Genomic DNA, 14974 nt, shown 5'->3' with positions numbered 1-14974 from the left:
TCTCGGGCACGCCGGCCGTTCCGTCGTAGACCCGCGGCACGCGGGAGCTGCCGAATCGCGTCACGATCTCGTAGCTGATCGTGCCGACCGCCTCTGCCCAGTCGTCGGCGGTCGGCGCGCCGTCGTCACCGGGCCCGAACAACGTGGCGACATCCCCCGGCGCGACCGGGTCGTCGCCGCAGTCGACCACGATCTGATCCATGCACACCCGACCCGAGACGGTACGGTTCCGGCCCGCAAGCCGGACCGGACCCACGTTCGAGGCGTGCCGCGGAACCCCGTCGCCGTATCCGAGCGGCACCTGCGCCAGGGTCGCCTCGCGGGACGTCACGTACGTCAGCCCGTACGACACGCCCTGCCCGGCCGGGACGCGCTTGGTGAGCGAGACCCGGGCCCGGGCCGTCATCGCGGGCCGCAGCCCGGCCGAGTGCTCCCCGGGCAGCGGGGACAGACCGTAGACCGCGAGCCCCGCCCGGACCAGGTCGTAGTGGGTGTCGGGACGGGTCAGCAGCGCCGCAGAATTGGCGATGTGCCGGTACCGCGGGGTGATCGCATAGCGCTCGGCGAGCGACAGGCCCTCCGCGAACGCCGCGAGCTGCCGGTCGATCGACTCGTGTCCGGGCACGTCGGCGCACGCGAAGTGGCTCCACACACCGACGACCTCCACCTCGCCGTCGGCCTGGGCCTTGCCCACCGCCTCGAGCAGGTGCGGCCACTCGGCGACCGGCGCGCCGCCACGGGCCAGCCCGGTGTCCAGCTTCACGTGCACCCGGGACGGCCGTCCGGCGGTCCGCACGGCCGCGATCACCTCCGCCAGCTGATCCGTGCTGGCCACGTTGAGGTCGATATCGGCGGCGATGCCCCGTTCCAGTGGCATCCCGGGAGCAACCAGCCAGGCCAGCACCGGCACCCGGACCTCGCCGCGTCGCAGTTCCAGCGCCTCGTCGAGGGTGCACACCCCAAGCCACGTCGCGCCGCCTGCCACCGCGGCGCGGGCGGCGGGCAGCATGCCGTGCCCGTACCCGTCGGCCTTGACCACGGCCATGATCTCTGCGGTGGTCCTGGCGCGCAGGGTTGCCACGTTGTCCCGGATGGCGTCCAGATCGATCCGGACCTCGGCCTGCCACATGGGCCCCAGCCTACTGAGCGGTATCGCGGACATCAGGCCAGCAGGTCGGCGAGCACGGGCCGCAGCGCGGCCGCCACATCCGAGGCGGTGACCGGCCCGTCCAGGGCGGCACGTCGCCCGGCCAGCCCGTGCACGTACGCGGCGGCGACCGCGGCCCGCTCAGGCGCCAGCCCGGCGGCGAGCAGCGAACCCAGAAGACCCGCCAAGACGTCACCGCTGCCGGCGGTGGCCAGCGCCGGGGTGCCCGTCGGATTCACCCACACCTCTCCGGCGGGCGTGGCGACGATCGTGCGGTCACCCTTGAGCAGCACGACCCCGTTGATCCACGCCGCCAGCTTGGACGCCGCGCCGATCCGGTCCGCGCCGGGCGCCTCGCCCGCCAGCCGGGCGAACTCGCCGTCGTGCGGGGTGATCACCAGAGGGGCGTCGCGGCGCAGGTCGGTGGCGTGCTGGCCGCCCACCAGCAGATTCAGCGCGTCCGCGTCGAGCACGACCGGGACCGGAGCCGCCAGGACGGTGCGCAGCTCGGTGCGCGCGTCCTCGTCCGTGCCCAGGCCCGAGCCGCACACCCAGGCCTGGACCCGGCCGGCATCCGCCACCCGGGGCACCGCAACGACGGAGGGATGACTGCGGACCACCTCGGTGTGCGCACTGCCCGCGTACCGGATCAGCCCGGTGGGGCCGCGCAGCGCGCCGGCCACCGAGAGGATCGCAGCGCCGGGATATCGGGCGGAGCCGGTGGCGACACCGATGACCCCGCGGGAGTACTTGTCGGAGGCCGGTCCCGGATGCGGCCACCACCCGGCGATGTCGGCCGCGTCCGGGACGCGGACCGCGGGATCGCCGCGCAGCGCCGGGCCGAGTCCGATGTCGACCAGCTCGATGTGGCCGGCACGGGCGGCCGCAGGGCCGACCACGTGCGCGGGCTTGAGGCACCCGAACGTGACCGTGACGTCGGCGGTGACCGCCTGGCCGGGGACGTCGCCGGTGTCGACCGCGACACCGCTGGGCACGTCGACCGCGACCACCGGCGGGCGGCTGCCGTCGCGGGCCCGCAGGCTCCCGAGCCGGGCCAGGTGCTGCGTGGCGGGCGGCCGAAGCCCACCGCTGGCACCGATACCGACGATGCCGTCCACCACGAGATCGACGTGTTCGGGCAGCTCCCGGACCGTGCAACCGCCGGCCTGGCGCAACGCGGCGAGACCCGCGAGGTGCACGCGGTCCGGCCGCAGCAGAAGCGCCCGCACCGCCGCACCGCGAGCGGCCAGTGCCGCCCCCGCATACAGCGTGTCACCGCCGTTGTCGCCGCTGCCGACCAGCAGCAGCACGCGCGCGCCGCGGACCCCGCCCCGCTCCTTGAGCAGCAACGCGCACCGACGGGCCAGCCCTGCAGCGGCCCGCTGCATGAGCGTGCCCTCGGGCAACGTCGCCATCAGCGACTGCTCGGCCGCTCGGACCTCCGCCACCCGCCACGCCTGCCGCATCGTGCTCCTCGCCCTCGGTGTCGCGCCGTCGCGCCAGTTGTATGCCCCGGGTCCGACAATTTTCCAGCGGCCGCCGTCTTCGCAGGTCAGGCCTCCGCGACCACCATGGCCGAGGCGATCCCGCCGTCGTGCGACAGGGACAGATGCCAGCGGTTCACCCCGCGCTCCGCGGCAACCGCGGCGACCGTACCGGAAACCGTCAACCACGGCCGCCCGTCCGGGTCGGCGACGATTTCGCAGTCGTGCCAGCGCAGCCCGGCGGGCGCCCCGAGCGCCTTCGCGACCGCCTCTTTTGCCGCGAATCGTGCGGCCAGCGACTCCGGCGACCGCGGGTTGCCCGACGGGGTGAGCCGCTCCGAATCCGTGAACAACCGATCCGCCAGCAGGGGCGTCCGCTCCAGGGCCTTGGCGAAACGATCCACCAGGACGACGTCGATGCCGACAGACACGATCACAGCACCAACCCTAGTGGTCACAGGCGCCGCAGCGGAGGTTCACGGCCCGTCGGGGCAAGGCCTGTGGACAGCCACCCGTACGGGCGGAGCCGGCTGTCCACAGGACCACGATTTCCGTCCCACCCGACCCCTACGGTCGGTCCGTCCCATTCCCGGCCGGAAGGTTTGCCGACGATGTTCGATCTGCAAGTCGATACCGACGAGGTGCGCCGCGTGGCCCGCGACGTGGCCGCCACCGGCGCCCGGGTCGCCGCGGGCGTCGAGCCCCCACCCCCGGTGACGGTGCCGCGGTGGGACACCTGCGGTGCGGTGGTGGCCCTGGCCGGCGAGGCCCACCGGTTCGGTTCGGCGATCGCCGACGGCCTCGCGGCGACCGGGCACGACCTTCGTACCACCGCGGACGCGTACGACGACGCCGATGCCCGGGCCGCCGCCCGGCTCGCCGCCCTGGGATGAGCGCCGCGACCTTTGCCCGGCTCCGGGCCACCGACCCCGCCCGCTGGGCCGCGGCGGCGCTCGAGTGGCGGGCCCGCGCGGATTCGGCCGGCCTCTGGACGGCGGAGCTGGGCCGCCACACGGCCCGGCTGCCTGCGGGCTGGTCCGGTGCGGCGGCGCTCAGTGTGCTCGCCCGGTTGACGCGGCTGCGCCGCGGGCTGGACGTGTTCCGGGTGGCCTGTTACCGGGCGGACCAGGCATTGAGTGAGTTCGCTGCAGCGCTGACCCGCGCCCGGATGTTGCTGGCCACGGCGCTCGCCGCGGCGCGGCGGGTGGGAGCACGCATCGACGACGACGGCACCCTGCGGGGCGGTCAGGATCATGCAGAGGCGGCCGCGGCATTGGCGGCGGCGCTGACGACCGCGGCCGCCGCGGACGGTCTGGCCACCCAGAGGCTCAACGAGCTCAGCGCCGCGGTCGGCCCGCTCGCCGGCAGCCCGGGCGGTCCGGTCCCGGCACCGCTGCCGCGGGAGGCGGCCCAGCCGTCGTGCACCGCCTCACCCGCCGAGATCCGCGCCTGGTGGGACGCGCTGACACCGGCCCAGCAGCTGTGGCTGACGGCCACCGATCCGGCTCAGGTCGCTCCGCTCGACGGCCTGCCCGCCGCGGATCGGGACGTGGCCAACCGGCTCCTGCTGGAGCAGCACCGCGCCGAGCTCGACCGGGCGCTCGCGGGCGCCCACGGCGCCGAGCGCGCGCGGCTGCGCGGGCTGCGGGACGGGCTGGCTGCGTTGACCGACCGCCTCGCCGACGGGGCCGGGCCACGGGCGTACCTGCTGCGCCTCGACCTCGCGGAGGAAGGCCGGGCCGTGGTGGCTCTGGGCGACCCGGACCGGGCCGACCACGTCCTGACTCATGTGCCGGGCATGACCGCCGACCTCGCCTCCTACGGCGGCGAGCTGCAGCACGCGGAACGCGTCGCGACCAGAGCGGCGGAGCTCGCGCCGGCCGCCGCGACGAGCTCGGTGCTGTGGCTGGACTACGACGCGCCGGATTTCGTGGACGAGGCGGCGGGCCGGGGCCGGGCGGAGGCGGGCGCTGTCCGCCTGCGCCGGTTCCAGGACGGACTGGACGCCGCCCACGAGGACGGCCCGGCGCACCGGACCGTCCTCGGGCACAGCTACGGCTCCCTGGTCGTGGGACGGGCCGCGGCCACCCCGGGTCTGGCCGCCGACGACGTGGTCTTCGTCGGTTCCCCGGGCGTCGGCGTGGATTCCGCCGCGGCGCTGCGCGTCCCCTCCGGGCACGTGTGGTCGTCGACCTCGCGGTCGGACATCATCCAGTACGCCGCCGTGTCGCCACGCTCCCTGGTCGGCGGCGCCGCCGTTACGGCGGTGCTGCCCGGCCTCGCCGTGCAGGCGTTCGGCCGCCCGGAGGACGACCTGTGGTTCGGGCACAACCCGAGCGATCCGGGGTTCGGTGCACGGGTCTTCGCCAGCCAGGCCGACGCCGGGCACCTCGGCTACTGGGACCGAGGCCGCCCGGCGCTGGATGCGATCACAGACATCACTGTGGGGCGCGATGTCACTCCACAGTGACCGACTTGGCCAGGTTGCGCGGCTGGTCGACGTCGTGGCCCCGGGCGGAGGCGATCTCGCAGGCGAAGACCTGCAGCGGCACCGTGGTCATCAGCGGGGCCAGCAGGGTCGGGGTGCGCGGCACCTCGATGAGGTGGTCGGCGAACGGCCGTACCGCCTCGTCGCCCTGCTCGGCGATGACGATCGTGCGGGCTCCCCGGGCCCGGACCTCCTGGATGTTGGAGACGACCTTGTCGCGCAGCACGCCGCGACCCGCGGGCGACGGCACGACACAGACCACCGGGGTGCCCTGGTCGATCAACGCGATCGGGCCATGCTTGAGCTCACCGGCCGCAAACCCCTCCGCGTGCATGTACGCGAGCTCCTTGAGCTTCAGCGCGCCCTCCAGCGCCACCGGGTAGCCCACATGGCGGCCGATGAACAACACAGTGGAGGCCGTCTTCAGATCGCGGGCGAGCTGCCGGACACCTTCCATCGTGTCGAGCAGCTCACGCAGGCGGTCGGGGGTCTCCATGAGCCGGGAGACGACGGCGGCGACCTCGTCGGCGTACATGACGCCGCGCACCTGGGCGAGATGCAGGCCGATCAGGTAGCACGCGACGAGCTGGGTGAGAAACGCCTTGGTGGACGCGACCGCGATCTCCGGCCCGCCGTGGGTGTAGAGGACCGCGTCGGACTCCCGCGGGATCGTCGACCCGTTGGTGTTACAGATCGCCAGTACACGTGCCTTCTGCTCTTTGGCGTGCCGCAGGGCCATCAGCGTGTCCATGGTCTCGCCGGATTGGCTGATCGCGACGACCAGGGTGGAGCGGTCGAGCACCGGGTCCCGGTAGCGGAACTCGCTGGCGAGCTCCACCTCGCACGGGATGCGGGTCCAGTGCTCGATGGCGTACTTGGCGACCAGGCCGGAGTGGTAGGCGGTGCCGCACGCGACGATGAACACCTTGTCGACGTCGCGCAGGTCCTGGTCGGTGAGGCGCACCTCGTCGAGGATGATCTCGCCGCGCTCGGAGAGCCGGCCGAGCAGGGTGTCGTGGATCGCCTGGGGCTGCTCGGCGATCTCCTTGAGCATGAAGTACTCGTACCCGCCCTTCTCGGCGGCCGAGGCGTCCCAGTCGATGTGGAAGTCCTTGCCGATGGACGGCTGCCCGTCGAAGTCGGTGATCTCGATGCCCGCCGGGGTGATCAGGACGACCTGGTCCTGGCCGAGTTCCACCGCCTCGCGGGTGTGCTCGATGAACGCGGACACGTCGCTGGCGAGGTAGTTCTCCCCCTCGCCTCGGCCCACGACCAGTGGGGAGTTTCGCCGGGCGCCCACGACCGCATCCGGCACCGCGACGTCCACCGCCAGCAGCGTGAAGGCACCTTCGAGGCGGCGGCAGACCCGCCGCATGCCCTCGGCGAGGGCCTGCGGCCCTTCCGCGCCGGCAGCGCGCAGCTCCCGCATCTCCGCGGCGAGCAGGTGCGCGGCGCATTCCGTGTCGGTGTCACTGGTGAACTCGACGCCGGTGGCCTGGAGCTCGGCCCGCAGTCGGGCGAAGTTCTCGATGATGCCGTTGTGGATCACCGCGACGCGACCGTCGGCGGACAGATGAGGGTGGGCGTTGCGGTCGGTCGGGCCGCCGTGCGTGGCCCATCGGGTGTGCCCGATGCCGGTGGAACCGGTCGCGATGCCGTCGGCGCCGCGTTCGGCGAGTGCCTTCTCCAGGTTGGCGAGCTTGCCCGCGCGCTTCTCCATGCGCACGGCTCCGTTGCTGATGACGGCCACCCCGGCCGAGTCGTACCCCCGATACTCCAGACGCCGCAGCCCGTCGAGGACGATGCTGAGCGCTGGGCGGCTGCCTACGTATCCCACGATCCCACACATGTGGGGCAGCGTAGCGGACGACCGCTCACGCGTCCTGCTCGAAGTAGCCACTTTCACGCATCGACCCTGAGCGAAATGGCCATTCGGGCAGCCCGCACACCTTCCCGGCCCACCCCCCTCACGGCCGGAACGGCCACGCGCCCCGGGCCACTCCGCCGACGTCCCCCGGGCCATACCGGCCGCGCCACCCGGGCCACACCACCCACACCCATCCCGGCCGCACTGCCCACGCCACCCTGGGCCACCTCGGTCGCACCGCCCACGCCACCCTGGGCCACTTCGGCCACGCCTCTCGGGCCGCTCCGGCCACGGGACCAGGGCCCCGATGCGGCGGGGGTCACGTCCCTGCGCAGCGCTGGCGAGACAGGCGTACCGTCGGCTACCGCCGACGATGCGCGCGCACCGGGAGAGAATCTTGAGCAACAATCTGCCCTCAGACCCCCAGCAGCCGTCGGATCCTCCCACGCCGGACGACGCGCCAAGGGCTGCGTCCGACGACCCGACCGCCCTGGTGCCGAGCGACCCCACCACGCCCGCGCCGGTGTCCGGAAACCCGTGGGCGTCGCCGTCGGGCGACGCGCTGTCCCCGCAGGCGTACCCGCCGTCGAGCGACCCCCTCGCCGCCCAGCCGAGCCCGGCACCCGGCGACGCGCAGGCCCACCAGCCTCCGCAGCCCCCGGCCTTCCAGCCCGGCTTCGCGTCATTGCCGCAGGTGCGTCCGGAGCAGTACCCGCCGACGTCGCAATTCCCCACCGTCACCGCCGCATCAGGGTCGGCCTACGAGCCGCCCTCCGGATACACCCCACCGGGCACCGCGGGCTTCGGCCAGCCGGGCTATCCACCACCGGGCTACGGCCAGCCCGCATACGGCCCGCCCGGCTACGGCCAACCCGGATACGGCCAGCCTCCGCCGCGGCGCAGCAACGCACCGATCATCGCGGTCATCCTGGCGGTGACCCTGCTGCTGTGCGGCGGCGCGGTGACGGCCGGCGTCCTCGCGGTCAACCGGGTCGCCGACAAGGCCAAGGAGGCGCTTCCCGACCTGCCCACGGACGTTCCCAAGGTCCCGAACCTGCCCACGGACCTCCCGACCGACCTGCCGACGGGCATACCCACCGACCTGCCGACCGACCTGCCCAACCTGCCGGGCGCCAACGACCGGGAGATCACCGTCGAGTACGAGGTCACCGGAGACGGCCGTGCCGAAATCCTCTTCACCAAGAAGCTTGGCGAGACGCCCGAACGGGAGCACAACGTCAAGCTCCCGTGGCACAAGAAGGTCAAGATGAAGGGCTCGACCCTGGTGTCGGTCACCGCAGTTCGCAACGGCACCACCTCGGGCACCATCAGCTGCCGGGCCACGGTCGACGGCGAGGAGGTCGCACAGAGCACCCGGGAGGGCACGTTCGCGACCGCGTCCTGCAACAAGCTGATCCTGTGACCGCCCCGTAGGCTGGCGCCGTGACGACGTCGATCCCGGCCGACCCGCTCGTCGGCCGCATGCGCCCGTTCGGCACCACGATCTTCACCGAGATGTCGGCGCTCGCGGTTCGCACCGGCGCCGTCAACCTCGGCCAGGGCTTTCCGGACACCGACGGCCCGCCGGAGATGCTGGACGCGGCGCAACACGCGCTGCGGTCCGGCGCGAACCAGTACCCGCCTCTGCCCGGCATCCCCGCCCTGCGGGCCGCGATCGCGGCGCACGAGCACCGCTTCTGGGGCATGACCCGGGACCCGGACACCGAGGTCGCGGTGACGGCCGGGGCCACCGAGGCGATAGCGGCGAGCATCCTCGCGTTGTGTGAGTCCGGCGACGAGGTGGTGTGCTTCGAGCCGTACTACGACTCGTACGCGGCCTCGATCACCCTGGCCGGCGCGGTCCGGCGACCGGTGACACTGCGTCCTGGTACGGACGGCCGGTACCGGTTCGACCCCGACGAGCTCCGGGCGGCGTTCGGGCCCCGCACCCGCCTGATCCTGCTCAATTCGCCGCACAACCCGACCGGCAAGGTGTTCACCGCGGACGAGCTCGCGCTGATCGCCGACCTGTGCCGCGAGCGCGGCGTCTATGCCGTGACCGACGAGGTGTACGAGCATCTCGTCTTCACGGACGCCGCCACCCCGCACGTTCCGCTGGCGGGCCTGCCGGGCATGCGGGAGCGCACGATCCGGATCTCGTCCGCGGGCAAGACCTTCTCCTGTACGGGCTGGAAGGTCGGCTGGGTCACCGGCCCGGCCACGCTGGTCTCCGCGGTACTACGGGTCAAGCAGTTCCTGACGTTCGTCAACGCCGGCCCGCTGCAGCCCGCCGTGGCGGTGGCCCTCGGCCTGCCCGACGACTACTTCGCGGCGTTCCGGGACGGTCTGCAGCGTCGGCGGGACCGCCTGGTGGCCGGGCTCGCCGACGCCGGGTTCGCGGTGCTCCCGTCCGAGGGCACGTATTTCGTCACCGCGGACATCTCCGGGCTCGGCGGCACCGACGGCGTCGAGTTCTGCCGGTCGCTGCCGCAGCGCTGCGGGGTCGTCGCGATCCCGACCCAGGTGTTCTACGACCACCAGGACGCGGGGCGGCGGCTGGTCCGGTTCGCCTTCTGCAAGCGTGAAGAGGTCATCGACGAGGCCGCCCGCCGCCTGCGCACGCTCGCCTGAACGGCGGAGGCGACGGGGCAGCCCCAGCAACGATCAGGCGGGGCTGGCCGCCCGTACCTCGTCGGCGATGCGCTGCGCGACGGCCCGCGCCTGTTCTTGGGTCGCGGCTTCCACCATCACCCGCACCAGGGGCTCGGTGCCGGAGGGTCGCAGCAGCACCCGGCCGGTCTCGCCCAGCTCCCGCTGGGCCTCGGCCACGGCCGCCTGCACCGTCGGGGCCGCCGCGCCCGCTTGGCGGTCGGCCACCCGTACGTTGATCAGCTCCTGCGGCAGTTTGTGCATGACCGAAGCGAGCTCGGCGAGGCTCTTGCCGGTGGCGGCCATCTGCGCCGTCAGGTGCAGGCCGGTCAGGACGCCGTCGCCGGTCGTGGCGTACGCGGGCATCACGATGTGCCCGCTCTGCTCACCGCCGAGGGCCAGCTTGCCGCTCTGCAGTTCCTCCAGCACGTAGCGGTCGCCGACCTTGGTCTCGACGAGCCGGATTCCGGCCTGCTTCATGGCCAGTCGCAGTCCCAGGTTGCTCATGACCGTGGCGACCAGGGTGTCGCCGCTCAGCGTCCCGGCGTCGCGCATGGCCAGCGCGAGGATCGCCATGATCTGGTCGCCGTCCACGACGTCGCCGGACGCGGTGACGGCGAGGCAGCGGTCGGCGTCGCCGTCGTGCGCGAGGCCGAGGTCGGCGCCCTCGGCGAGGACGGCGGCGCGGACCTCCTCGAGGTGTGTGGAGCCGCAGTTGTCGTTGATGTTGACGCCGTCCGGGGCCGCGTGGATGGCGATGACCTCCGCGCCCGCCTCCCGGTACGCGACCGGTCCGACCTCGCTGGCAGCCCCGTTCGCGCAGTCGACGACGACCTTGATCCCGGTCAGGTCGTGCGGGAGCGAGGAGACCAGGTGCTTGATGTAGTGCTCGCCGCCATCCAGCAGGTCGTGCGCCCGGCCGATCCCGGCGCCGGTGGGGCGGCCGATCAGGCCGTGCCCGTCGGCGATGGCCGCCTCGATGCGCTGCTCCAGCTCGTCCGGGAGCTTGTGGCCGCCCGGGGCGAACAGCTTGATCCCGTTGTCCGGCATCGGGTTGTGTGAGGCGGACAGCATCACCCCGAGGTCCGCGTTGGCCTGCCCGACCAGGTACGCGACGGCCGGGGTGGGCAGCACTCCGACCCGGACGACGTTGGCGCCCGCGCTCGCGAGTCCGGCCACGACCGCGGCCTCCAGCATCTCGCCGCTGGCGCGTGGGTCGCGCCCGACGATCGCGAGGGGCTGGTGGCTGCGGTCGCTCTCGATGAGCACACGGGCGGCCGCGACCGCGACCGACAGGGCGAGCTCCGGAGTGAGATCGCCGTTCGCGAGTCCGCGTACGCCGTCGGTACCGAAGAGACGAGCCATTGCGGCTTCCTTTCGCCGGTGCCCTGGACCCGTCCGGACGATAACCGGGATCGGGAGGGCTGGTGGGGAGAATGGCGGCCGGGCCCGGTGAGCGGAGGGGGATCGCAGGCCCGGAACGGTGGTGCGGGACGACGGCCGGTGACGACGGGGCGGGACGTGACCGGCGGAGCAGCAAACACGAAACGGCCGGGTGCGACCCCGTGTGAGGGGCACCCGGCCGTTCGTCAGAAGCGGCGCAAAATCAGCGCTTCGAGTACTGCGGAGCCTTACGGGCCTTCTTGAGGCCGTACTTCTTGCTTTCCTTGACCCGCGCGTCGCGGGTGAGGAAGCCGGCCTTCTTCAGGGCCGGACGGTCGTCGCCGTCGTTCGCGACGAGGGCGCGGGCGATGCCGAGGCGCAGGGCGCCCGCCTGACCGGTGATGCCGCCACCGCGCAGGTTCGCGATGACGTCGAAGTGCTCGGCCTTCTCGGCGGTGGTCAGCGGCTCGCGGATGAGCTGCTGGTGCACCTTGCTCGGGAAGTATTGCTCCAGCTCGCGGCCGTTGCAGACGATCTTGCCGGTGCCGGCGACGAGACGCACCCGGACGATGGCCTCCTTGCGGCGGCCGACGGTCTGGATCGGACGGTCACCGGGACGCGGGGCGCGGACCGGGGCCGGCGCGGGCGTCTCGACGACGACGACCGTCTCAGCGGGCTCCTCGACGGTCTCGACGACCTCGGGCTCGATGATGTCGGACATGCTGCTGCCTTCTCCCGCGCTCACTGCGCGATCTGGGTGATTTCGAACGGCTTCGGCTGCTGCGCGGCGTGCGGGTGCTCGGCGCCCGGGTAGACCTTCAGCTTCTTGATGATCTGCCGCGCCAGCTTGTTGTGCGGGAGCATGCCCTTGACCGCGAGCTCGACGGCCTTCTCGGGGCGCTTGGTCAGCAGCTCCTCGTAGCCGACCTGCTTCAGACCGCCCGGGTAGCCGGAGTGGCGGTAGGCGACCTTGGTCTGGCGCTTGTTACCGGTCAACGCGACCTTGCCCGCGTTGATGATCACCACGAAGTCGCCGGTGTCGACGTGCGGAGCGAACGTCGGCTTGTGCTTGCCGCGCAGCAGGTTGGCGGCGTGGGTGGCAAGGCGGCCCAGAACGACGTCAGAAGCGTCGATGACGTGCCACTGCCGCTCGATCTCACCCGGCTTCGGGCTGTACGTACGCACAGAATTACCTTGTCTCGTCGTCGGTCTGGGGGCGCGCGCTGGTCGTAGCGGGCACGAACGTCAAGCCTACCCGCCGGGTACGCTCGTCAGCTGTCGCACAACAGCAGGCAACGTTACCCGCCTGCGCAGTGTGTGGTCAAAACGGCCCACAGTCACCGCCCATCGCGGGTGGGTGTCTCGCCGGACGACGGGACCCCCTAACGTACCGCCGGACATCATAACCCGCGCCGATGGCACGCCGGGCCGCGGGGCGCCGTCCGGCGCCCCGAGCCGTGATCGATGCCTCTTAGCAGGCTCGAAACAAACGGGACTTGAGGCCGAAATCACCCACCGGCACGCTTCGGTCATGGCACGCGGTGCGGACATCTCGACGACGCGGACCGGGCACCGGCCCGGCGCCGCCCGGCGTCACCGCACCACCCGGAACCCGCCGCCAGGGTTGAGGACGGACCTGGGGGCGTACGCCGAGCCGGTGCACCGGATCGGCGAGAAGAGGCCGCGGCGTGCGCCGGTCGGAGGTACGGCGGACAACGCAGGCGTGACTTGGGAGCGGGTCGACGCTGAGGACGGCGGATTCCGGCCGTGCCCTTCGGTGGACCGGCCGGCCACGCCGCGGCTTGTCAGGGGAGGGCCAGTTCCCACATGACGGACCGAACGGGGGCGACACGCAGGACGATCCGCGCCGCGGCCGCGCTCGCGGAGCCGACGGCGGTGCTGTCCGGCTACACGATCGGGGTCACCGCCGACCGCCGCCGCGACGAGCTCGCCGAGCAGCTCGGCGACCGCGGCGCCCGGATCGTGCTGGCCCCCGCGCTGCGCACCATCCCCATCGCCGACGACGCGGAATTGCGCGCCGCCACCCGCGCCTGCCTCGCCGATCCCCCCGACGTCGTACTGGTCAGCACCGGGATCGGGATGCGTGGCTGGCTGGAGGCTGCCGAGGGGTGGGGGTTGGCCGACCTGTTGCGCGACGCGCTCGCGGGCGCGTATCTGGTCGTCCGCGGCGCGAAGGCCCGCGCCGCGGTGCGCTCGGCCGGCCTGCAGGACCAGTGGTCGCCGGACGGCGAGAGCTTCGACGAGGTGATCGACCACCTCACCGCCCGCGGGGTCGGCGGGCTGACCGTCGCGATGCAGCTGCACGGCGAAAGCCAGCCCGAGTACACGGCGGCGCTGGAGGCCGCGGGCGCGCGCGTCATCGAGGTACCGGTCCACCGTTGGGCGCCCCCGGCCGACCCGGCCCCGCTGCACAGACTTGTCGACCTGATCGCCGCCCGGCTCGTCGACGCCGTGACGTTCACCTCGGCGCCGGCGGTCGCGGCGCTGCTGCGCGCGGCCGGGACGGGCGCCGACACGGTCCTGGAAGCCTTGCGGACCGACGTCATGGCGGCCTGCGTCGGTCCGGTCACGGCCGCACCCTTGCGCCGGTACGACATCCCGGTCGTTGCGCCGGCCCGGGCGCGGCTCAGCGCGCTCGTCCGGATCATCGTCGACGAATTGCCGAAGCGGGCGGTCCAGCTGCAGGCGGCGGGCCATTCGCTGACCCTGCGCGGGCACGCCGCGATCGTCGACGGCGAACTGCGCCTGCTGGCGCCGGCCCCGATGGCGGTCCTGCGGGCGCTGGCCACCACCCCCGGCCGCGTGCGGTCGCGGGCCTCCCTGCTGCACGCCCTGCCGCGCGGGGCCGACGAGCACGCGGTGGAGATGGCCGTGGCCCGGCTGCGCGCCGGGCTGGGCGCCCCCGGGGTGGTACAGACCGTGGTCAAGCGCGGCTATCGCCTGTCCGCCTGACCACCGGCCGGTCACCCCACGGGTGCGGGGTGGCCCCGCCCGTGCTCCGCGACCAGCGTCGCCATGGCGTGCTCCACCACCCCCACGAGGACCTGCTTCACCGAGTCGCGGTGCCGGGCATCACACATGATCAACGGTACGTGCGCCGAAATCGCCAGGGCTTCACGGACCTCCTCGGGTTCGTACCGGGGGGCACCGTCGAAACAGTTCAACGCCACCAGGTACGGCAGGTGCCGGTTCTCGAAGTAGTCCAGCGGTGCGAACGCGTCCGCGATCCGCCGGGTGTCCACGAGCACCGCCGCGCCCACGGCGCCCCGGATCAGCTCGTCCCACATGAACCAGAACCGCGTCTGCCCCGGAGTGCCGAACAGGTACAGGATCAGGTCCTCGGCCATCGTGATCCGCCCGAAGTCCATGGCGACCGTGGTGGTCTCCTTGCCCGGCACCTTCGACGAGTCGTCGATGCCCTGACCGGCCGCGGTCATCACGGCCTCGGTGGTCAGCGGTTCGATCTCGGACACCGCACCGACGAGCGTCGTCTTGCCGACGCCGAACCCGCCGGCCACGACGATCTTCGCGGAGGTGATCTCCTTGGGTTGCGCCCCCGCCCGCTCAGAGCTTGCGAAGTCCACTCAACACCCTTTCCAGCAGGTCCATCCGCTCCGTGAAGCCTTCCTTGGGAACGGCACTGTGCAGCGACAGCAGCCCGTCGGTCACCATGTCGGCCACCAGGACCCGGGCGACCCCGAGCGGGAGCCCGCGATACGCCGCGATTTCGGCCAGCGACAGCGCCCGCGGCTCGCACATCAGCGCGATGCGGTACTTGTCGTGCCCGGCGAACCGGGCCTCCTGAACGGCGCTCTGGCTGGCGACCAGGACCGCTTCGATGGGAATCTCGCGGCGCGGCTCGGTACGGCCCCGGGTGACCGCGTACGGGCGGACCAGCGCCCCGCGGGGATCGTGCGGCGTTTCCACGTGCGGTC

The 14974-nt window shown here is 72.9% G+C and carries 13 protein-coding genes and 1 pseudogene; 5 read left to right on the top strand and 9 right to left on the bottom strand.

The genetic code is table 11. The annotated features are described in order from the left end of the window. Window positions 1–19: 19 nt before the first annotated feature. The 3 genes and pseudogenes from alr to ACMCNK_RS27050 form a co-directional block, all read right to left on the bottom strand. A pseudogene (alr, locus tag ACMCNK_RS27060) lies at window positions 20–1129 on the bottom strand (alanine racemase); the annotation flags it as partial. A gap of 32 nt (window positions 1130–1161) precedes the next feature. Beyond that, window positions 1162–2613: an NAD(P)H-hydrate dehydratase gene (locus tag ACMCNK_RS27055; protein WP_412739158.1), complete on the bottom strand. Its 1452-nt coding sequence runs from the start codon at window positions 2611–2613 to the stop codon at window positions 1162–1164. 86 nt (window positions 2614–2699) lie between these two features. Then, window positions 2700–3068, bottom strand: coding sequence for a holo-ACP synthase (locus tag ACMCNK_RS27050; protein WP_412739157.1), 369 nt, complete (start codon window positions 3066–3068; stop codon window positions 2700–2702). 174 nt (window positions 3069–3242) lie between these two features. Between ACMCNK_RS27050 and ACMCNK_RS27045 the strand changes: the two genes are divergently transcribed. Both ACMCNK_RS27045 and ACMCNK_RS27040 read left to right on the top strand, forming a co-directional pair. Next, window positions 3243–3524: a hypothetical protein gene (locus ACMCNK_RS27045; RefSeq protein WP_412739156.1), complete on the top strand. Its 282-nt coding sequence runs from the start codon at window positions 3243–3245 to the stop codon at window positions 3522–3524. Further along, window positions 3521–5101, top strand: a complete 1581-nt coding sequence (locus ACMCNK_RS27040) for an alpha/beta hydrolase (protein WP_412739155.1) — start codon at window positions 3521–3523, stop codon at window positions 5099–5101. The genes ACMCNK_RS27045 and ACMCNK_RS27040 overlap by 4 nt, the downstream gene beginning before the upstream one ends. Here ACMCNK_RS27040 and glmS read toward each other — a convergent pair. Beyond that, window positions 5088–6968: a glutamine--fructose-6-phosphate transaminase (isomerizing) gene (gene glmS, locus ACMCNK_RS27035; RefSeq protein WP_412739154.1), complete on the bottom strand. Its 1881-nt coding sequence runs from the start codon at window positions 6966–6968 to the stop codon at window positions 5088–5090. The two genes, ACMCNK_RS27040 and glmS, sit on opposite strands and share 14 nt — an antisense overlap. A 415-nt stretch (window positions 6969–7383) precedes the next feature. Between glmS and ACMCNK_RS27030 the strand changes: the two genes are divergently transcribed. Both ACMCNK_RS27030 and ACMCNK_RS27025 read left to right on the top strand, forming a co-directional pair. After that, complete coding sequence (locus tag ACMCNK_RS27030) at window positions 7384–8409, top strand: MmpS family transport accessory protein (protein ID WP_412739153.1); 1026 nt, start codon at window positions 7384–7386, stop codon at window positions 8407–8409. Between the two features lie 20 nt (window positions 8410–8429). Then, on the top strand, window positions 8430–9617 hold the full coding sequence (locus ACMCNK_RS27025; RefSeq protein WP_412739152.1) for a pyridoxal phosphate-dependent aminotransferase: 1188 nt from the start codon (window positions 8430–8432) through the stop codon (window positions 9615–9617). A 33-nt stretch (window positions 9618–9650) separates the two neighbouring features. Here the strand turns inward: ACMCNK_RS27025 and glmM are convergent, their stop codons facing one another. From glmM to rplM, 3 genes are all read right to left on the bottom strand, one after another. Beyond that, a complete protein-coding gene (gene glmM, locus ACMCNK_RS27020) occupies window positions 9651–11000 on the bottom strand; it encodes a phosphoglucosamine mutase (protein ID WP_412739151.1) in 1350 nt (449 codons plus the stop codon). A gap of 241 nt (window positions 11001–11241) precedes the next feature. Further along, window positions 11242–11739, bottom strand: coding sequence for a 30S ribosomal protein S9 (gene rpsI / locus ACMCNK_RS27015; RefSeq protein WP_412739150.1), 498 nt, complete (start codon window positions 11737–11739; stop codon window positions 11242–11244). 20 nt (window positions 11740–11759) lie between these two features. Continuing rightward, a complete protein-coding gene (gene rplM, locus ACMCNK_RS27010) occupies window positions 11760–12203 on the bottom strand; it encodes a 50S ribosomal protein L13 (protein ID WP_412739149.1) in 444 nt (147 codons plus the stop codon). A 642-nt stretch (window positions 12204–12845) separates the two neighbouring features. Between rplM and ACMCNK_RS27005 the strand changes: the two genes are divergently transcribed. Continuing rightward, window positions 12846–13991 carry a uroporphyrinogen-III synthase gene (locus ACMCNK_RS27005; RefSeq protein WP_412739148.1) on the top strand — a complete coding sequence of 382 codons (1146 nt, stop codon included), beginning with the start codon at window positions 12846–12848 and terminating at the stop codon, window positions 13989–13991. A gap of 11 nt (window positions 13992–14002) precedes the next feature. Here ACMCNK_RS27005 and ACMCNK_RS27000 read toward each other — a convergent pair whose 3' ends face one another. Next, window positions 14003–14623 (bottom strand): GTP-binding protein, encoded by a 621-nt coding sequence (locus tag ACMCNK_RS27000; protein WP_412739147.1) that lies wholly within the window; start codon window positions 14621–14623, stop codon window positions 14003–14005. Continuing rightward, window positions 14604–14966 carry a DUF742 domain-containing protein gene (locus tag ACMCNK_RS26995; protein WP_412739146.1) on the bottom strand — a complete coding sequence of 121 codons (363 nt, stop codon included), beginning with the start codon at window positions 14964–14966 and terminating at the stop codon, window positions 14604–14606. Before ACMCNK_RS26995 ends, ACMCNK_RS27000 begins: the two co-directional genes overlap by 20 nt. Window positions 14967–14974 lie beyond the last annotated feature (8 nt).

Source organism: Krasilnikovia sp. MM14-A1259 (assembly GCF_047159535.1).
In the GTDB taxonomy this organism is placed as follows: Bacteria; Actinomycetota; Actinomycetes; order Mycobacteriales; family Micromonosporaceae; genus Actinoplanes.
The sequence above is the reverse complement of the archived record's forward strand: the minus strand, read 5'-3'. Positions and strand labels throughout refer to the sequence as shown.